General features: G+C 58.1%; 16 protein-coding genes and 1 pseudogene. 9 read left to right on the forward strand and 8 right to left on the reverse strand.

The window, feature by feature from the left end; translation table 11 throughout:
- The first annotated feature begins 21 nt into the window (after window positions 1–21).
- Complete coding sequence (locus tag ACR0J0_RS02205) at window positions 22–1,449, forward strand: aldehyde dehydrogenase family protein (RefSeq protein ID WP_480660987.1); 1,428 nt, start codon at window positions 22–24, stop codon at window positions 1,447–1,449.
- A gap of 28 nt (window positions 1,450–1,477) precedes the next feature.
- On the forward strand, window positions 1,478–2,830 hold the full coding sequence (locus tag ACR0J0_RS02210; RefSeq protein ID WP_480660989.1) for an NAD(P)/FAD-dependent oxidoreductase: 1,353 nt from the start codon (window positions 1,478–1,480) through the stop codon (window positions 2,828–2,830).
- Window positions 2,831–2,926: 96 nt separating this feature from the next.
- Here the strand turns inward: ACR0J0_RS02210 and ACR0J0_RS02215 are convergent.
- The 7 genes and pseudogenes from ACR0J0_RS02215 to ACR0J0_RS02245 all read right to left on the reverse strand — a co-directional run.
- Window positions 2,927–3,429, reverse strand: a pseudogene (locus tag ACR0J0_RS02215) (IS5 family transposase); the annotation flags it as partial.
- A 1,127-nt stretch (window positions 3,430–4,556) separates the two neighbouring features.
- Window positions 4,557–5,381, reverse strand: coding sequence for an energy transducer TonB (locus ACR0J0_RS02220; protein WP_480660991.1), 825 nt, complete (start codon window positions 5,379–5,381; stop codon window positions 4,557–4,559).
- Window positions 5,378–5,773 (reverse strand): ExbD/TolR family protein, encoded by a 396-nt coding sequence (locus ACR0J0_RS02225; protein WP_480660993.1) that lies wholly within the window; start codon window positions 5,771–5,773, stop codon window positions 5,378–5,380. Before ACR0J0_RS02225 ends, ACR0J0_RS02220 begins: the two co-directional genes overlap by 4 nt.
- Entirely contained in the window at window positions 5,770–6,141 is a 372-nt protein-coding gene (locus tag ACR0J0_RS02230) for a biopolymer transporter ExbD (protein ID WP_480660995.1), read from the reverse strand. The genes ACR0J0_RS02225 and ACR0J0_RS02230 overlap by 4 nt, the downstream gene beginning before the upstream one ends.
- Window positions 6,131–6,799 (reverse strand): MotA/TolQ/ExbB proton channel family protein, encoded by a 669-nt coding sequence (locus ACR0J0_RS02235; protein WP_480660996.1) that lies wholly within the window; start codon window positions 6,797–6,799, stop codon window positions 6,131–6,133. Before ACR0J0_RS02235 ends, ACR0J0_RS02230 begins: the two co-directional genes overlap by 11 nt.
- Window positions 6,800–6,803: 4 nt before the next feature.
- Window positions 6,804–7,250, reverse strand: a complete 447-nt coding sequence (locus ACR0J0_RS02240) for a hypothetical protein (protein WP_480660998.1) — start codon at window positions 7,248–7,250, stop codon at window positions 6,804–6,806.
- A 20-nt stretch (window positions 7,251–7,270) separates the two neighbouring features.
- Entirely contained in the window at window positions 7,271–9,301 is a 2,031-nt protein-coding gene (locus ACR0J0_RS02245) for a TonB-dependent receptor domain-containing protein (protein WP_480661000.1), read from the reverse strand.
- Between the two features lie 233 nt (window positions 9,302–9,534).
- Here ACR0J0_RS02245 and ACR0J0_RS02250 point away from each other — a divergent pair, with 233 nt between their 5' ends.
- Genes ACR0J0_RS02250 through ACR0J0_RS02265 form a run of 4 tightly spaced genes read left to right on the forward strand, consistent with a single transcriptional unit; the run spans window position 9,535 to window position 13,333 of the window.
- Window positions 9,535–10,590, forward strand: coding sequence for a hemin-degrading factor (locus ACR0J0_RS02250; RefSeq protein ID WP_480661002.1), 1,056 nt, complete (start codon window positions 9,535–9,537; stop codon window positions 10,588–10,590).
- Window positions 10,590–11,468, forward strand: coding sequence for a heme/hemin ABC transporter substrate-binding protein (locus ACR0J0_RS02255; RefSeq protein ID WP_480661004.1), 879 nt, complete (start codon window positions 10,590–10,592; stop codon window positions 11,466–11,468). Before ACR0J0_RS02250 ends, ACR0J0_RS02255 begins: the two co-directional genes overlap by 1 nt.
- Complete coding sequence (locus ACR0J0_RS02260; RefSeq protein ID WP_480661006.1) at window positions 11,465–12,541, forward strand: FecCD family ABC transporter permease; 1,077 nt, start codon at window positions 11,465–11,467, stop codon at window positions 12,539–12,541. Before ACR0J0_RS02255 ends, ACR0J0_RS02260 begins: the two co-directional genes overlap by 4 nt.
- Window positions 12,542–12,544: 3 nt before the next feature.
- Window positions 12,545–13,333 carry a heme ABC transporter ATP-binding protein gene (locus ACR0J0_RS02265; RefSeq protein WP_480661008.1) on the forward strand — a complete coding sequence of 263 codons (789 nt, stop codon included), beginning with the start codon at window positions 12,545–12,547 and terminating at the stop codon, window positions 13,331–13,333.
- 52 nt (window positions 13,334–13,385) lie between these two features.
- Here the strand turns inward: ACR0J0_RS02265 and ACR0J0_RS02270 are convergent, their stop codons facing one another.
- The gene (locus ACR0J0_RS02270) at window positions 13,386–13,988 is read right to left on the reverse strand and encodes a TetR/AcrR family transcriptional regulator (RefSeq protein ID WP_480661209.1); all 603 of its coding nucleotides are present in this window, start codon (window positions 13,986–13,988) and stop codon (window positions 13,386–13,388) included.
- A 139-nt stretch (window positions 13,989–14,127) separates the two neighbouring features.
- On the opposite strand from ACR0J0_RS02270, the gene ACR0J0_RS02275 reads away from it, so the two are divergent.
- From ACR0J0_RS02275 to ACR0J0_RS02285, 3 genes are all read left to right on the forward strand, one after another.
- The gene (locus ACR0J0_RS02275) at window positions 14,128–14,592 is read left to right on the forward strand and encodes a (2Fe-2S)-binding protein (protein WP_170560807.1); all 465 of its coding nucleotides are present in this window, start codon (window positions 14,128–14,130) and stop codon (window positions 14,590–14,592) included.
- A 3-nt stretch (window positions 14,593–14,595) separates the two neighbouring features.
- Entirely contained in the window at window positions 14,596–16,782 is a 2,187-nt protein-coding gene (locus ACR0J0_RS02280) for a xanthine dehydrogenase family protein molybdopterin-binding subunit (protein ID WP_480661010.1), read from the forward strand.
- Window positions 16,783–16,909: 127 nt separating this feature from the next.
- Window positions 16,910–18,229, forward strand: a complete 1,320-nt coding sequence (locus ACR0J0_RS02285) for a glutamine synthetase family protein (protein ID WP_480661012.1) — start codon at window positions 16,910–16,912, stop codon at window positions 18,227–18,229.
- Window positions 18,230–18,247: the final 18 nt, after the last annotated feature.

Genomic DNA, 18,247 nt, shown 5'->3' on the forward strand with positions numbered 1-18,247 from the left:
CCAACCAGATCGGAAACGACAATGCAGTACAACATGTCCCAGTTCTATATCGGCGGCAACTGGACCACACCCTGCGGCAACAGCACTGTTGATGTGATCAACCCTGCCACCGAACAGTCTCTCGGCCATCTCGCACTTGGCAAGGAAGCCGACGTCGATGCCGCAGTTGCTGCAGCCAAGGCTGCGCTGCCCGCCTTTGCCGCCACCAGTCGGGAGAATCGAATCGCGCTCCTTGAAAGAGTGCTGGAGGTCTACACCGCCCGCGTTGATGATTTTGCACAGGCCATCTCATTGGAGATGGGTGCCCCGATCTCCATGTCGCGTGAGATGCAGGCCCAGGTGGGCATCGACCACCTGGAGGCCATCATCGCGGATCTGAAGGCGCTTGATTTCGAGGAACCCCTGCCCAACGGCGACACGCTTGTGCGGATGCCGGTAGGCGTTTGCGGGCTGATTACCCCCTGGAACTGGCCAATCAACCAGATCGTGCTGAAAGTCGCGCCTGCACTGGCGGCGGGCTGCACCATGGTGCTGAAGCCCTCGGAACTGACACCGCTTTCCGCGGTTCTTTATGCTGAAGTACTGCATGAGGCTGGTGTACCTGCGGGTGTATTCAACCTAGTTCACGGCGAAGGCCCGGTGGTTGGTGCTGCGCTGTCACGCCACCCGGATGTCGCCATGATGTCCTTCACCGGGTCGACCCGCGGCGGTGTCGCGGTGACTCGGGACGCAGCGGAAACGGTCAAGAAGGTGGCACTGGAACTAGGTGGCAAGTCCCCGAATCTGATCTTTGCCGATTGCGATCTGGAAACTGCTGTCACCGAGGGTATCGAAGCCTGTTTCATCAATACTGGTCAGAGTTGCGATGCCGCCACCCGGATGTTGGTAGAGCAAACCGTCTATGACCGCGCAGTGGAACTGGCGCAGGCGAAATGCGAGCAAATGACCGTCGGCAACCCCGCTGAACCGGGCGATCACATGGGGCCGCTGTCTAGCGCGCAGCAATACGCCCGCGTGCAGGAGATGATGGAGGCCGGTATTGCCGAAGGCGCGCGGCTGGTCGCTGGCGGACCTGGCAAGCCTGAAGGATTTGAGACTGGCTACTATGCCCGTCCCACCATTTTTGCCGATGTAAACAATGCAATGCGCATCGCACAGGAGGAAATCTTCGGTCCGGTTCTGGTAATGATCCCCTTCGACAACGAGGCGGAAGCTATCGCCATTGCCAATGACTCGCCTTACGGCCTTTCTGCCTATGTGCAAACCGGCGACAGTGACCGCGCGGCTCGCGTCGCACGCGCCCTGCACTCGGGTATGGTCAATGTGAACGGTGCCTTCCTTGGCGCGGGCTCTCCTTTCGGTGGGATCAAGAGGTCGGGAGTCGGGCGAGAGGGCGGCCGTGAAGGTATTCTCGAATATCTTGAAACCAAGGTGATCGCAGCGCTCTGAAGGGGCGCCGCCGGAACGGACCAACGCCATGCCAAATCTCCACCGCATCTACGACGCCCACGCCTATGACACCGAGACACCGATTGGCAGCTATTGGGAGGCTACTATGCCTGCCACGCCTGCCTTTCCGGCGCTGGACGGGGATCGGCGCGCGGGCGTGGCCATTATCGGTGCTGGCTACACCGGTCTCAGCACGGCTCTGCATCTCGCCCGCGACTACGGCGAGGCGCCGCTTGTAATCGAGGCCGCCCAGCCCGGCTGGGGGGCATCTGGGCGTAATGCCGGATTCTGCGGCTTCGGCGGCGCCAAACTGGGAGATAGCGCGATCATCCGCCGCTTCGGCGAGGATGACCTGCGCGCTTTCTACAGCGCCCAGAAGGAGGCCGTCGCCCTGGTCCGAGATCTCACCTCCAGCGGTGGCATTGAGGCAGAGGCCCAGGTTGACGGAGAATACTGCCTGGCCCACAACGCCTCAGCCGCCCGTGCACTACCAGAGGTGGCGAAGGGTCTGCGCCGCTATGCCGGGGTTGATTGCCAGATTCTGTCAGCACAGGAGATGCAACAGGAAGGCTTGCACGGCGACGGTTTCCACGGTGGTTTTCTGCTGCCCCAGGGCTTCGGCTTGAACCCAGGTAAGTATGCTGCTGGTCTGGCCCGTCTGGCACAGCAGGCCGGCGCTGTGATTCACGGCAGCAGCCCTGCGCTTTCGGTGCAGGAAGAGCCGGGCGGCACTTACATCATAGAAACGCCTGCCGGCCGGATTCAGGCTGATCGTCTCATCGTCGCCAGCAACGGCTACAGCAGCGACAACCTTCCGGACTGGCTGCGGGGGCGCTATTTGCCGGTGGTGTCACATATCATGGTCACGCGGCCATTGACCGAACTGGAAAAACAGACCCAGGGGTGGACCACCCGGCGCATCGCCTACGACACCCGTAACCTGCTGCACTACTTTCGTCTGCTGCCGGACGACCGTGTGCTGTTTGGAATGCGTGGCACCAGCAATATCACATCTGCCTCAATGCAGCGGATGCGGCGTCAGATCCGCCGCGAATTCGAGGCGATGTTCCCGGCGCTGACCAATGCGGAAACTGAGTTTCACTGGAGCGGTCTGGTCTGCCTCACCCGAGGCCTTATCCCTTTTGTCGGGCAGATTGGAAACTGGCGTCGCGCCTGGTCGGGGTTTGGCTATCACGGCGGCGGTGTTGCAATGGCGACCTATACCGGGCGGCTGCTGGCAGGAATTGCAGCTGGTAAGCCCTACAAATCACCCTTGCCTCACTTCATACAAACACAACCGGCAACATTCCCTCTCCCGAGCTTTCGCCGCCACGGTTTGTCGCTTGCATACATGTATTACGGTGTCAGAGATCTGATTTAGGGGTCCCAGTTCCTAAATGACAAATAGCTTTGTCTCTTGAAAGAAATGTTAATAATTATTAGCCATTTAGCTCCTGGTCCATTCCAAGTGGTAAAGTCATGTTGACAAATTGCGGAGCCGGTGTCGTATCGGTGTTACATTGATGAATCCCGAGAAGCTCTCCATCGTCTTATCGTAACGCGTTGCGATGCGGCGGGCATTCTTGAGCTCGTTGAAGCAGCGTTCGACGAGGTTGCATAGACGGTAGAGCGATCGGTCCAGAGCGATGTGCTCCCTTCGGGACTTCCGCATCGGTATTTGGGGCTGCAAGTCTCGGACCTCCATTTTCGCCCTGCCGCTGTCGACACCGTAGCCGCAATCCGCAAGTAATACTCGCGGGCCGGGCAAATTGTCGACCATAACCAGATCAAAACCGCGATAATCGGATGTCTGGCCGGGCGAGTTCTCTGTCCTCATTGGCAGATCGTGTGCATTGACGAGAAGTTGGACCTTGGTCGTAAAGCCACCTCTTGAACGCCCGAAACCCCGTCTCGGTGTCCCCCTTTTGTAACCGCTGCCTGATGATGGACGCGGATCACAGTACTATCGATCATTTGCAGAGCGTTCAGAACCGCCCATTTTGATCGTACCCGTTACCGCCACAAGAACAAAAGGGATGCTGATCGACTGTCTAATGCTATAACACCATGACTGGCTGACCTGAGGCGGGTTCCTATTGAAAACCATGAGAAATGTTGGCGAGATTGTGCAGCACAGTTGCTTCTTCGGGATTTCGGTATGAACCCCGCAGAAATAACTTGCGTTGCAAAAAGTGGAGAAGATGGATCCATTGGCAAGACAGGTTTGGCTTCGTCGATTAGACCTCGTCTTCGAACTTCAATGCGATCCGGTGACACATCGCATTTTGCGACGAAGCAGTCGTTTGCCCAGCACGCTGAAATTCTGCACAACTAACCGAGTAAAGCGCAGCTTCATGATCAAGCCGGGACAGTTGCTACGTATGTGCTACATGCCGAAATCACCCCTAAACAGTCTATTAAATTCAGAATCCTACAATCAGTCGCACAAATCCATCATGGGTGCACCTGACAGCCTCGCGGCCTTTGTTTTTAAGGACTTATCCGTCATTTAGGCTATCTTTGTTGGCTCGTATGATGATCTGATCGGATCTTGTTTTGCTGGGTTTTCCGTATTTTGAGCTTTTAGCTTACTCACTGGAACGCGGCATTCCACAAACGTTTATCCGCAGTATGCCAAATCAAAGAATGGGAAGTAATGTGCGCTACCGTGGATCGCAAGGGCAAATCTGGCATCACGCATCGGACACAGGTCAGCCAAAAATACTATGGCTGGGTCGCCTTCTCCAAATTCAACAACGTTTTCAAAAAGAACCGCGGCCCTGACTTGGATTAGGCAAATTGAGAAAGCGATTGAATCCGGGAATCTTGTTAATGGTCAGGCCCGCACCAATGTCCTGAAACTGATCGAGCAATTGATCGCTACGGCGCGTATTAAATCGGCAAGGCCAAGGCCTAACCTGAAAACTATAATACGCTTTGCCGCGGCAGATCTCTAAGTCTCGTTCATTCGGCCCGCAGATCTTTAGGAAGATACTATTTGGACCCCTGAGCGCGGACACAAGTCTGGACCGGAAACCGGCCTTCTCAGAAACAACACTTCTGAAGTCGCGATTGAATTGGAGTGACATTGACTCAGAAAGACCCCGTCACTTGCCGACGATCTCGATCGTGTAATCACGCCTCGCCGCAGCTGGTGGTGGCTGAAACGGAGCAGCAGCGCGCACTTGGGCAAGGGCCACTTGATCCAGTCGCTCAGACCCCGAGCTGCGTGTGATGCTGACACTAAGCAAGTCACCATTGTCGCCGATCCGAAAGCTCACCAGAGCCGCGCCCCGGATATTGACGCTCTTGCGCTTTACACGCGTGATTTTTCGCTTCACATGCCCCGCGTAGTTACTGGCCTCGGCGTTACCCTGCACCGCCGATTTTGACTTGGTTTCTTTCGCTGTCGCAGCACCTTTGCTCGTTTTTCCGGATGCGCTGCCCTTTTGGGCCGACTTTTCCGAGTTGCCCTGCTTCGATGCAATCTGATTGACCTTCTGCTCCACCGGTTCAGGTGGCGTTACCTCCTCCGGCTGCGAAGCGGCGGCTTTCGTGGGCTGTAGCTCTGGGGCCTTTGCTGTCTCCGGCTCCACTGGCTTTTGCGGGTTGATCACCGCGACCGCCGCCGCGCTGTTCGGAGCCGCGGGACGGGTCGTCTGCGGAACGCTCGCCTCGGCTTGGGATATCGGCGTGACCGAGGGTTGCTGTTGAGCGGGCGTCACTGATTTTTGGCGCATGGCCGAAGGTGCAGAGGCGGTGGCCCCAGTGACGTAGTCTTTGAATGAATCTCCCAAGGCGGTGACCTCACCCGAGCCGCCTCCTTCTATGTGCACTGTTTCACCTGCGGAAAAGTCATGCAACGCGAGGACGTGCGTTGCTGCGGCCAATGCCAAAGCGGTTATGGCGGCGCCACGTGATCGGGGTATCATTGCAAACCCCTTTCGGTGACCACATAGACCTTCTTTGCGCCCAGCTTGCGCAGCGTATCGCTGACCTCTTTCAACTTGACCGCAGGCAAGGCACGGTCAGGCACGACGCGAACGTCGTCCAGCGGCAGATCGATGGATGCGCGTTCGACATACGCTTCGGCACCCGTGAGTTCCGCGCCACGGTATTCCAGCGTGCCATCGCTGCGAATGACCAAAGCATCCGGCGGCTCGCGCCCCTCCAGATCGCCGGTTTCCACAAGCTTCACCGATTTGCTGAGCGGCGGCGCGAGTGTGCCCGCGATCATGAAGAAGATTAGCATCAGAAATACAACATTGATCAACGCGATCGTCGGCTCTCGGCCCTGTTTTGCCTTGGGTTTCAGCTGAATCATCCGATCACCTGCGCGCGCAACTGATCAATACCCTTCAGGACTGTAAGAAGGTCGATCAACTGCTGAGAGGTTGCGTCCTGGCCGAGGCTGATCAGCGCTGTCTGGGGCTTGCTATCAGCAAGCCTTTCGCCAACATCTTCGAAGGATACCAGCGTTCCATCGACGAGAATTCGATTGGCCTCGAGTTTGACAAACCGGATGGCCCGATCCGTTTCCGGTCCTCCGGCAGCGGCGGTGGCGAATTCAATCTCGCCAAACTTCGAGAAAGTCGACGTCAGCATGAAAAACAGAAGCAACAAAAAGATGACGTCAATCAGGGACGTCATCGACAGGCGACTGCGCCGCTTCTTGCGAACGTCAAGTGCCATGGGCAAAGACTGATTGCGCGGGCTCTCCAGCCGCGACTTCGTTATCCGCATGCCCCGGCGCAAAGACCGTCCGCAATGCGCGGTTGGCAAAGGTGCGTTCACGGTTCATGCGGGCTTCGAACCACGTCAAAACCATCGACGTCGGCATTGCGACGGCCAGCCCGGCCGCCGTTGTCAGCAGTGCCACCCATATACCACCAGCCAACAATGAGGGGTCCACTGAGTTGCCTGCGCCCTGAAGAGTTTGAAACGCCTCAATCATTCCGAGGACAGTTCCGAAAAGACCCAAAAGCGGTGCAAGCTGAGCCACCATGTCCAACACGTTGAACCCCTGCTCAAGCTGCGCGAAACGTGCTTCGGCTTCGGCATCGACACGCTCGGACAATGTGCGATCATCACCGGACAACGCCATCGCAATCACCGAGGCCAGATAGCTGCGGCTTTTGTTGAGATGCGCACGGGTGCCCGCGTGATCCTGACGATCCCACGCTTGAATCGCCCGCGAAAGCTCGATGTGACGACCAACCCCCGCCGCCCTGAATTGCCAAAGCTTGTATAAAACCAACGAGAGTGTTGCGATGGACGTCAGGATCAGGATGGCCACAACCGGCCCGCCCAGCGCCAGAATATCCATCAGCTTTTGAAGTATCGCATTCATGACTTTAGCCAATCACCTCGGTTTCTAGACGGCTTTTGAGTTCGAGCCCGCTCAGGCAGGCATCCGCCATACCGCCTTGGGTTTCACACTCTTGCACTCCGTTAATCAGAATTCGGCTGATCTCGTTGCAGGCCATGTCGTTGAATTGGAACTGACGCACTCGGGGGCGTCCGGCGGGCAGTTCCGCAAAATCCAGCAAGGTCAGTAATGCCACCTGACCTTCGGATCCAAAAAGGACGGTTTCGTAAACGGCACTGTCGATATCGGTGTCATAGGAGTTTTTGGCCACGAAACTCAGCAGGCAGTTTCGCCCCCTCGCCTCTGCCGAGCTCAGCTCGATGGAAATACCGCCGGGCTTGCTGGTTTCCTCTGCACTGACAAACCCTGCCCCCATTATTGGGAGCAGGGCCAGCAGGACCACTCGAGCATTTCTCTTGGTTCTTGTTTGCATGACTGGTCCTTTCGTGTGGATCAGAATGTTTTCGCCAAAGTCAGCTTGAAGTTCCGGCCCGGTGAGTTGCGGGTCGAAAGGTTCGGCAGGTAGTTCTTGTCAAAGATATTCTCGATGCCGGCGCGGACTTCGAAGCCCTCGAACACGCCCTCTTGCGGCAGATAGGTCGCCCGCAGGGTATTCACCCCATAGCCTGCAACCGGATCGCCGCTGGAATTGGTGCCGGATTTGGCGCCGAACAACTCCCAGCTGACATCCAGTGTCTCGCCGAAGCGTTTGCCAACCGTCACGCGGGCCGAGTCCGTCGGCTCGTTGCGCCACGGGGATTCCACTCCGGTCGAGCTTGTCTCGGTTCCGTCGACAATGTTGGCGTTGAAATCGACGTAGTATCCAGCCGCGTTGGCATAGGATGCCTCGATTTCCACGCCTTTGGTTTCAACTTCGGACAGCGGCGTCGAAGGGCGGCCCGAGCCGTACGACGTAATGTCCCACAGGTCTGTCTTGTAGAAGTTGACCTTGGCACGAACAACGTCGCCCTCGGCAAAGATATCACCACGGTTGTACGAGAAACCTGCTTCCCAAGTGCGCGACTTCTCAGGCTGCGTCATATACGCTGGCGTACCCAGATCGTCGATAATCGGCAGGTTTTCGGTGTATGCACCGCTACCGAAAACGGCAAAGCCGCTTGCGAACTCGTATCGTGCAGACAGGCCCCCCATCAACGCGTTGTTGTCATAGCTCGCATTGCGCGGGGCCGGCGCATCTCTGTCACCTTCGATGTCCTGCGTTTCATAACGGATGGTCGGAGTAATGGTCAGCTGATCGCCAATCTGGATATCGTCCACTGCGAACAAGGCGACACGGCGGTCTGTTCCACCCGGGGCCGACGGCGCGTCCAGACGCTCACGATTGATGAACTCGATCCCGGCGCGCAGGTCGTGCGACGCGATGCCTGTCTGGAAGTAGGACGTGTTCTTGATCGTTAGCTTGGTTGTTTCATAGTTATGGGTCGCATCGGCCAGTGCACGAATGCTTGGGAAGAAAGGTGTTCCCTCCAGGCTGGACGATCCCGGCACATACGAGCTGTCGATCTTCTGTTCCGAGTAGCTGAGGTTCACGTCCAGATCGATCAGGTCGTTGCCAGCCGGACGGTATTGATAGCGTAGAATGCCAATTTTGGTTTCGATGTCGCGGTCTACGTTACCGAATGAATCCGATGTCGTTCCGAACGAGTCATATGGCACATCTCGCTCTTCCGAGGTGGATTGGTTGTAGGACGCGGTGATCGAGTGTTCGAGGTTGTCCCCAAAGCTGTACTTCCCCTTGGCCAAAAGAGACGGCAGCGTGAAAGCACTGTTGCCGATGGTGTCGCCGTTTCCGTCCTCCTGATCGTCCTGGTCCCGATAGGTGTAGTTGAACAGGAACTCGGTCTGCCGGTTTGGCTGCCAGGCCAGGATCGACGAGGACGCAAAGCCGTTTCCGTTGGAGTATCCTTCCAGCGTTTGGCGGAACCGGAAGCCCGGCTCACCACCGGTGAAGTCCGACGCGTCCTTGGTTTCCAACTGAACCACGCCGCCTACGACACCCGAGCCGTATTCGAACGAACCCACGGTACCGCGGATAACCGAAACGCTTTTGTATAGCTGCGGGTCGGTAAACAACTGGTTACCGATCCGATACAGTTCTTCCGCGCCGGTTGTCGCCCCATCGACAAGGATCAGCACTTTCTGGTCGGTGCCGAAAGTACCGTTGGCCCCGAATCCGCGGATGTTGATCCCCGAACCCTGCGGCGTCGAGCCGTTGACCAGTGTCACACCGGGCACCGTGTCGATCAGCTCTGCAACCGTGTTGGCCTGACGATCGTTGATTTCTTCCTGATCAATGCTCGTTATCGGTACGGCGGTATCCGTCTGGATTTCCCGTTTGCTTTCGCCCAGTTCCAGCGTGCCCAGGAAGCCTTCATCCTGTTCCTGCGCCGAAGCACCAGCCGCGATCATGCTCAGGCACGACACCGTACCCAGCAACCCCATCTTTTGAATCCGCGAACGCATTTCTGTCCCTTCGAAACATTTAAGAGGACCGGAAATGCTTGCTCCGTGCTGGCTTGGTCAGTCTTTTTTGATTTTTGGAATCGCCGGTTTGGCGACTTGTGTTCGCTAATAAAGCTGACTAAAATAGTCAACATAAATTCTTAGTCGTTCGCACGACATCCGCCAGCAGGTCACCGCGCTCACCGATGACCATGCCAGCACCTCAATCATGACACTCGAAGATGGAAAAACCCATGACGGAACAGGTGCTTATGGCCCCGGATCAAATTCGCGCAGCCTATGCTGAAAACCCCGGAAAACGTGACCGCGACTTGGCGGAATCGCTTGGTATCACCGAAGGGCAACTTGTTGCCGCAAACACAGGGATTGATGTGACAAGGTTGTCGGCAAAGCTTGATGACATCTTTCCAAAGCTGAACGGGCTGGGCGAGGTCATGGCGCTGACGCGCAACCCGTCCTGTGTCATCGAAAAGGTCGGGCAGTACGATAATTTCCATTCTGGCGCTCATGCTTCGATGGTGCTGACCGAAGACATCGACTTGCGCATGTTCCCCAGCCATTGGGTCCATGCATTTGCGATCGAACGTGAAACACAGAACGGAACCAAACGGTCGCTTCAGATTTTTGATGCTGCCGGGGATGCAGTTCACAAGATCTTTCTGCGCGAGGGGTCTGACCTGAACCACTGGAACGAACTCGTCAGCGCGTTGGCTTCGGAAGACCAATCGCAGACGTTGACTGTTGAGCCGCGCAAGCCGATCGAAGCCGCCAAAGTAAACTCGGAAAAAGTCGACATCCTGCGCTCGGAATGGGCCAAGATGACGGACACACATCAGTTTCTGCGCCTGACGTCAAAGTTGAAAATGAACCGCTTGGGGGCTTACCGAGTTGCGGGCGAACCGCTGGCTCGTGAGCTTTCGACTGACACGGTTTCACAGATATTCGAACAAGTTCGGGATCAGGGGCTTGAGGTCATGGTCTTCGTCGGAAACCGGGGTTGCATCGAAATTCATGGTGGCCCGGTTGAGACGCTTAAACAGATGGGACCTTGGTTCAATGTGCTTGATCCGCGTTTCAACCTGCACCTGCGCTCGGACCACATCGCCGAAGTCTGGGCGGTTTCCAAGCCTACGCAACGCGGTCCTGCGGTCTCTGTCGAGGCTTTCGATGCCGAAGGCGGCCTTATCCTACAGGTCTTTGGCCGTCGCTCGGGCGAGAAGGATCACCGTCCGGCCTGGGATGAACTGGTAGCAAAGCTGCAATCCAAAAAAGAAGCCGAGGTGGCATAATGAATACCGTTACACGCGTTGCCTCAGCCCTTGCCGTTCTCGCCGCAGGCGTTTTCGGCACTCAGGCCATGTCGGCAAATGAGGCAGAGCCCAACCGCATAATCGCAATCGGCAGTTCCGTGACCGAGATCGTTTACGCACTGGGCCAGCAAGACCGGCTTGTCGGCCGCGATCAGACGTCGACATACCCGAACGAGGTGCTTGAGTTGCCCGACGTCGGTTACATGCGCGCCCTGTCCCCCGAAGGTGTCTTGTCGGTCCAGCCGGATTTGATCGTCGCACTGGAAGGAGCCGGACCGCCTGAAGCTGTCGAAGTACTCAAGGAGGCGGGTGTGGCGTATGTCACGATCAGCGACACCTACTCACGAGATGGAGTCGTGGAAAAGATCCGGGCCGTCGGGTCCGCGCTTGGAGTGGACGAAGCAGCGGAAGAACTGGCCGCGCAGACCGGCACACGTATTGACGGTGCGAATTCGGACGCCGTTGACGCAGCGCTGGATGGATCGGTTCGGGTCTTGTTCGTCCTGTCAGCGCAAGACAATCGGATTCTGGTTGGTGGTGCGGACACTCAGGCGGACAGCATCATCCGGTTGGCGGGTGGCGTGAACGCGGCAGGCAGCGTGTCCGGATTTAAACCGATGACACCCGAAGCGATCGCCTCGACCGCACCAGACGTGATCCTGATGATGGATCGTCAGGGCAATCACATCACCGGCAACGAAGAACTGTTTGCCCTGCCTGCAATTCAGCTGACACCGGCTGGCCGGAACAAGCGTCTGATCCGCATGCAAGGGGCGTACCTTCTTGGATTTGGTCCTCGCACAGCCGATGCGATTGCGGATCTATCCGCGGAACTGCAGAAAATAAGTGACTCATGACTCTGGCAGTGGATCACGATGGGCTGAATGTGGCCCCGCGTGACCGTCGGGTGACGGCGCGCCGGGTCACATTGGCCCTGTTTTTTCTTCTTATCGTCACCAGCGTGGTTAGCATCTCGGTCGGCGCATCGAATGCATCGCTCGGCGCTGCGTTGAGTGATCTGATCGCCGGACGAGAAATCTCGGACCTCGACCGGATCGTTCTTTGGGACATCCGCCTGCCCCGGCTGGCCATGGGAGTTCTTGTAGGGGCCGCGCTTGCGGTTTCCGGTGTCGTCATGCAGGGGCTATTCCGCAACCCGCTCGCTGACCCCGGCATAGTAGGTGTCAGCGCTGGTGCCGGTCTTGGAGCGATTTCCGCGATCATTCTGGGGTCCTATTTGCCCGCGTCTGTTCTGGCGTGGACAGGAAACAGCCTGGTGGCAATCGCCGCGTTTCTGGGTGGATGGGCGTCCGTCCTGTTGCTGTATCGCGTTTCAACGCGCCGAGGGCAGACATCCGTTGCAACCATGCTGCTGGCCGGGATCGCTCTGGGTGCGTTGTCAGGAGCGGTATCAGGTGTTCTGGTCTACATGGCCGATGACCAGCAACTGCGCGACCTGACCTTCTGGGGCATGGGGTCGTTGGCGGGTGCGACGTGGACCAAGGCGGCATCGGCTGCGCCAATCATCCTGATCTCGGTCTTTGTCGCACAATTCCTCGCTCGCACCCTGAACGGTATGGCCATGGGTGAAGCTGTGGCGCACCATATGGGTATCCCGGTTCAGCGCAGCAAGAACATCGCCATTCTGGCCGTCGCCGGCGCAACCGGTGCGGCCGCCGCGGTGTCTGGCGGAATTGGTTTCATCGGCATCGTCGTACCGCACCTGCTGCGTTTGGCGGCAGGACCGGATCACCATCGCCTACTGATGAACTCTGCCTTGCTGGGGGCCAGCCTGTTGCTGGGCGCCGACGTGATCAGCCGACTGGTCGTTGCCCCGGCAGAGTTACCAATCGGAATCGTAACCGCAATTCTTGGCGCGCCAGTCTTCCTGTGGATTCTGCTGCGGCGCCACGGAACAATGGGAATGTAAGTGATGAAGGGCGAGAACATACGGGTCAGTCTGGGACGAAAGGAAATCCTGCATGGCGTTGACTTTGCGGCTGAGCCCGGGAAAGTGACGGCAATTATCGGTCCGAACGGCTCGGGAAAATCGACCCTGCTCAAAGCCTTATCCGGCGAAATTGAATCCTTGGGCAAAGTGTCCTTGAACGGGCGCGAAATTTCCGAACTTAAACCCTGGCAACTGGCCGCAATGCGGGGTGTTCTGCCGCAATCGTCAACGGTGGCCTTTCCCTTCAGCGTGCTGGAGATCGTCAAACTGGGGCTGGCAAATGGCTTGGCGGCCGGGGACGACACCCTGCCATCAAGGGCGTTGGCCCATGTCGATCTTGCCGGGTTCGAGCATCGGTCCTATCAGAACCTCTCCGGCGGCGAACAGCAACGGGTTCAGCTTGCCCGTGTTCTGACTCAGGTCTGGGACGCGAAGTACCACGACAAGCCCAGATGGCTTTTGCTGGACGAACCGGTTGCAAGCCTCGACATCGCGCATGAGTTTACTGTGCTAGGCGTTGCAAGAGATTTCGCGGCGCAGGGCGGCGGAGTTGTTGTGGTCATGCACGATCTGAACCTTACCGCGCTTTTTGCTGACGACGTATATGTCTTGTCGGAAGGCAATGTTTGGGGCTCGGGTACACCGACAACCATCCTGAACGACAAAACGATGGAGCAAGTCTATGGAATTGACCTGCCAATCAACACGCTGCCCATGGGCAAGGTGCCTTTCGTCCTGCCGCAGGCTGTGAAGCACGATCTGACGGCTTGAATAAAGTTGGCGGGGCGGGTGCGTTGCGATGCCCGCCTCGCACCGCCTGCAACTAAACGCCGTATCGGCTGAGGATCATGTCCACGCTATTTTCAATAGTCGCAGTCATCTCGGCTTCGTTCAGGACGCTGCCGGTGAAGATCATGGGCCAGAAAGCTTTGGCCTTGATCAGGCCGATGAACTCCTGCCCTGCGCTTTCCGGGTCGTCGATTCGTAGCTGACCGTCCGCCGCAGCATCTTTCAGCATCTGCACAAAGATCGCCGTTTTATCCAGCTTGCCCTGAGCCGCAGCCGCAAGAACCGGGTTGCGCAGGGTTTCGCTGATCACCATCCGTGCCATCGCCATCACTTCTGGCAGCATCAGAATGCGCCCCTCGGCCCAGGCCAGTTCGGTCAGTTGCTCGCGAATATCGCGGCCTTTTTCATACCGAATATCCAATACGCCTGCGAAGCGGTTTGCCAGTTCGATCACAATGGATCGAAACAGGTTTTCCTTGCTTTCGAAATACTTATACAGCGTCCGCTTGGAAACCTCCGCCTGCGCCGAGATGCGATCCATGCTGGCGGCGGCGAACCCCTTTTCCTGGAATTCAGCCACAGCCGCCTCAATGATCTGGGCATGTTTGGACGCATTCGGCGTTGTGCATTCGTTCATATCCAAAGCTATAGACCTATTGACAGATCGAGGTCAAACTCTACGTAAACTCTCCAGTTTACACGCGCGAATTCTTCGCCTAGTGTAAACCCGCCAGTTTACCGACTCAGGTAACCAGCCCAACACGGAGAGTCCCCTCATGGCATTGACTTTGAAACTGAACGGCGAAACCCACACGGTCGACGCCGAACCCGGCACGCCCCTCCTCTGGGTGATCCGGGACGAACTCAAGCTGACCGGAACCAAATTCGGCTGCGGCGTCGCATCCTGCGGCGCGTGCACCGTGCACCTGAATGGCGAGCCTGTGCGCTCGTGCCAGACCTATATCGAAGACGTTGAAGATGCCGAGATAACCACAATCGAGGCAGTTGGCGACGACAAAATCGGCGCGGCCATACAGCAGGCCTGGGTCGAACTGGACGTGGTCCAGTGCGGCTATTGCCAGTCGGGCCAAGTGATGTCGGCAGTCGGACTGTTGTCAGAAAACCCCAAGCCCAGCGTCGAAGAGATCGACGACTACATGGCCGGCAACGCCTGCCGCTGTGCCACCTACCAACGTATTCGCGCCGGTATCCAACGCGCATCTGAAATTCTGGAGGCCTGATCCATGACCATCAACACCTCCCGCCGTGGATTTCTGAAAGGTGCCGCCGCTGCCGGTGCCGTCCTGCTGGTCGGCGCACGCCCTGATGGCGCGCTGGCGGCGGGCTCATCCGAAACCGCTCAATTCAACCCGTTTGTAAAAATCGACGCCGATGGAACCGTAACGGCCATCGTGAAGCATTTTGAAAAGGGCCAAGGTCCAGCAACCGGTTTGCCGACGCTGATCGCCGAGGAAATCGGCCTGACCATGAACCAGATCGAATACGAATTTGCTCCCTCCAACCCACAGGTCTACAACAACCTGCTATTCGGGCCGTTTCAGGGCACCGGCGGTTCGACCGCAATGGCGAACTCGTGGATGCAATACCGTCAGGCCGGTGCCGCCGCGCGCGAAATGCTGATCAACGCCGCCGCGCAAAGCTGGGGCGTGGACGCGTCCGGTATCACCATCGAAGAGGGCATCGTCAAAGCGGGCGACAAGTCGGCCCCGATCGCGGAATTCGTGGCTGCTGCATCGCAGTTGGAAGCCCCTGCCGAACCTCGCCTGAAAGACCCGTCGGAGTTCCGCCTGATCGGCAATGAATCCGTCCGACGCAAGGACTCGGCGATCAAGGGCAACGGCCAGGCGATGTACGCGATGGACGTTCACCTGCCGAACCAGATGGTCGCCATGATCAAGCGCCCTGAGTCAAAGGGCGGTATAGCCAACGGTTTTGACGACAGCGCGTCGAAAGAGGTCAAAGGCTATATCAGTGCCGCAGTGCTGCCCAATCAGGCAGGGGTCGCAGTCTATGCCGAAAACACATGGGCCGCCATTCAGGCGCGCGACGCGCTTGAGGTCGAGTGGGACATGTCCGGCGCAGAAACCCGCGACTCGGATCAAATCAAGGCCGAGATCATGGCCGCGCTGGATGCCGAGCCCACCTATAACGTGAACAAAGCGGACGCAGCGGCCGTTTCGTCGGCAATCGATGGCGCAGATAGGGTCATTGAGAAGACCTTTTACTTCCCCCTGCTGGCCCATGCCCCGATGGAGCCACTGAACTGCACCATTGAACAGACTGCGGACGGCACCATTGTTCTGCATGACGGTGCGCAAATGCCAACCGGTCCGCACATGGCCTATCAGCAGATCTTCCAATTGCCGCCTGAGAAAATCCAGATCAAAACGATGCTGGCGGGCGGTTCGTTCGGACGCCGCGCAACACCGGATGCGGATTATCAGGTCGAGGCTGCATTGGCCTTTGTGGTCACCGACCGCTCGCGCCCGGTCAAGCTGGTCTGGACGCGCGAAGATGACATCCGCAGCGGCTACTACCGCCCAGCCTTCGGGCACAAAGTCCGGGTTGGTCTGGACGCCGACGGAAACATCGTCGGCTGGCAGCACCAGGTCGCGGGACAGTCGATCATCAAGGGGACAGCCTTCGAGGCCATGCTGGTCCATGACGGAGTTGACCACAGCTCTATCGAAGGTATCGCGGACAGCCCCTATCAGATCCCTGGTATGGCGCTTGGGTTGACCGATACGCCAAAGGCGACTTCGGTTCTGTGGTGGCGATCCGTGGGTCACACGCACACGGCTTACGTCATGGAGACGATGATGGACATGGCAGCCCTTGCGGCGGGCCGCGATCCGGTTGAGTTCCGCCTCGCCCATCTTGCGGATGCCGGTGATGCCGATCAGAAGCGGAAAGCGGATGTCCTGAAACTGGCCGTCGAAAAAGCCGGCTGGGGCAATGCGCCTGCCGGTCGGTCGCAGGGCGTCGCAGTCCACAAGTCTTTTGGCTCTTACGCGGCACAAGTGGTTGAGGTTTCCGGCAATCCTGAAGACGGCATAAAGATCGAAAAGGTCACCTGTGCCGTGGATTGCGGAATTGCCGTCAACCCGGACGTCGTACGCGCCCAGATGGAAGGTGGCATCGGTTATGGCATCGGTCACGTGATGCGCGACCAGATCACCCTGACCAGCGGTTCTGTAGACCAGTTCAACTTCCCGGACTATGAGCCGCTGCGGATTGGCGATATCGCTGCCATCGACGTGCATATCGTCCCGTCGGCCGAAGCTCCGACTGGCGTGGGTGAGCCTGGAACGCCGCCCTCGGCGCCCGCTCTGGCAAACGCGATCAACGCCTTATCGGGCGTTCACGTTGCGGAACTGCCTATGGCAGAAAACGGCGTCAGCTTCATCTAAGCCCCTACCCCCGCGCCTAACTAAATTGGCGCGGGATTTTTCTCAGTGCGAAATAATTTGATCAAATTTCGTGACAACGCCGCGCGTCTTGATTACATCTCGGGTAACCAGAGTAATGGAGACTCCGATGGACTTGAGCGCCCTGCACAGTTTTCGCGTCGCAGCATGTGATCTTAATGGTCAGATGCGCGGAAAGCGTGTGCCGCCCTCTTATGCCAGCAAACTGGACAAGGGCGCGGTGCGCATGCCCTTTTCCGCGCTGAATGTCGACCTGTGGGGCGCCGATATCGACGGCAGCCCGCTTGTGTTTGAATCCGGCGATGCGGATGGCGTGCTGTTGCCGACAGACCGCGGACCGGTTCCTGTGCCCTGGCTGGCGACTGAAACCGCGCTGGTTCCGATGAGCCTGCATGATGACAACGGCGCCCCCTTTCCCGGCGACCCAAGACACGCGCTTGCCTCGATTCTGGATCGTTTTGCCCAGCGCGGTTGGTCCGTCATTGCAGCCACCGAGTTGGAATTCACTTTACTCGACGCCTCGGGCGCTCATCCACAGCCGCCCGTGAGCCCCATCACCCAAAGACAGTTGGAGGATGAGGCCGTCCTGTCTATGGCGGAACTGGACGCCTTTGATGCCTTTTTCACGGACCTTTATGACGGATGTGCCGCCATGGGCATTCCCGCGCAAACCGCCATATCAGAAAGCGGCATCGGCCAGTTCGAAATCAACCTGAACCATCAGGAAGCGATGCGTTGTGCAGATGATACGTGGCTTTTCAAGTCTTTGGCGCGTGGTCTGGCCCGCAAACACGGGTTCACCGCCACGTTCATGGCCAAGCCCTACGCGGATGATGCCGGCAACGGGATGCATGTGCACTTTTCGGTGGTGGATCAGCAAGGCCGCAACGTCTTTGACAATGGCGGTCCCGAAGGCACCGATTTGCTGCGCTGGGCCGTGGCGGGATGCCTGACCGCAATGCCAGGCTGCACGCTGGTCTTTGCGCCGCATGGCAATTCTTACACGCGCCTTGTTCCGGGCGCACACGCCCCGACAGGCGCAAGCTGGGCGTATGAGAACCGAACTGCGGCCCTCCGCATTCCCGGCGGCGCCCCAGCCGCGCGACGCATCGAGCATCGCGTCGCAGGCGGGGATATCAACCCCTATCTGATGCTGGCCGCTGTTCTGGGTGCGGCGCTGAACGGCATCGAAGACAAAGCCGAACCGCCCGCCCCGATTTCGGGCAATGCCTATGACATCGACGGGTTGCCTCAGCTTGCCAGCGATTGGCCTCAGGCCATTGCAGCGTTCGAAACCGATCCAAGCGTCGCCCGCATCTTTCCTGCCGAGTTGATCCGCTACTTTGCAATGACCAAGCGACAGGAAATCAGGCGCTTTGCCGACCGCCCTCCCGAAAACCACTGGCTGAGTTACATAGAAGCCGTATGAGCCCCCTTGCCCGCCCGG

The sequence above is a fragment of the Ruegeria sp. BF12 genome (assembly GCF_056538705.1).

What these genes read in the sequence shown, in the direction of transcription:
- ACR0J0_RS02265 (WP_480661008.1), top strand. Translation starts at nt 12,545, where the DNA reads ATGAAGGGCGAGAACATACGGGTCAGTCTGGGACGAAAGGAAATCCTG.
- ACR0J0_RS02260 (WP_480661006.1), top strand. Translation starts at nt 11,465, where the DNA reads ATGACTCTGGCAGTGGATCACGATGGGCTGAATGTGGCCCCGCGTGAC.
- ACR0J0_RS02285 (WP_480661012.1), top strand. Translation starts at nt 16,910, where the DNA reads ATGGACTTGAGCGCCCTGCACAGTTTTCGCGTCGCAGCATGTGATCTT.
- ACR0J0_RS02230 (WP_480660995.1), bottom strand. Translation starts at nt 6,141, where the DNA reads ATGGCACTTGACGTTCGCAAGAAGCGGCGCAGTCGCCTGTCGATGACG.
- ACR0J0_RS02210 (WP_480660989.1), top strand. Translation starts at nt 1,478, where the DNA reads ATGCCAAATCTCCACCGCATCTACGACGCCCACGCCTATGACACCGAG.
- ACR0J0_RS02275 (WP_170560807.1), top strand. Translation starts at nt 14,128, where the DNA reads ATGGCATTGACTTTGAAACTGAACGGCGAAACCCACACGGTCGACGCC.
- ACR0J0_RS02245 (WP_480661000.1), bottom strand. Translation starts at nt 9,301, where the DNA reads ATGCGTTCGCGGATTCAAAAGATGGGGTTGCTGGGTACGGTGTCGTGC.
- ACR0J0_RS02270 (WP_480661209.1), bottom strand. Translation starts at nt 13,988, where the DNA reads ATGAACGAATGCACAACGCCGAATGCGTCCAAACATGCCCAGATCATT.
- ACR0J0_RS02220 (WP_480660991.1), bottom strand. Translation starts at nt 5,381, where the DNA reads ATGATACCCCGATCACGTGGCGCCGCCATAACCGCTTTGGCATTGGCC.
- ACR0J0_RS02240 (WP_480660998.1), bottom strand. Translation starts at nt 7,250, where the DNA reads ATGCAAACAAGAACCAAGAGAAATGCTCGAGTGGTCCTGCTGGCCCTG.
- ACR0J0_RS02205 (WP_480660987.1), top strand. Translation starts at nt 22, where the DNA reads ATGCAGTACAACATGTCCCAGTTCTATATCGGCGGCAACTGGACCACA.
- ACR0J0_RS02250 (WP_480661002.1), top strand. Translation starts at nt 9,535, where the DNA reads ATGACGGAACAGGTGCTTATGGCCCCGGATCAAATTCGCGCAGCCTAT.
- ACR0J0_RS02235 (WP_480660996.1), bottom strand. Translation starts at nt 6,799, where the DNA reads ATGAATGCGATACTTCAAAAGCTGATGGATATTCTGGCGCTGGGCGGG.
- ACR0J0_RS02280 (WP_480661010.1), top strand. Translation starts at nt 14,596, where the DNA reads ATGACCATCAACACCTCCCGCCGTGGATTTCTGAAAGGTGCCGCCGCT.
- ACR0J0_RS02225 (WP_480660993.1), bottom strand. Translation starts at nt 5,773, where the DNA reads ATGATTCAGCTGAAACCCAAGGCAAAACAGGGCCGAGAGCCGACGATC.
- ACR0J0_RS02255 (WP_480661004.1), top strand. Translation starts at nt 10,590, where the DNA reads ATGAATACCGTTACACGCGTTGCCTCAGCCCTTGCCGTTCTCGCCGCA.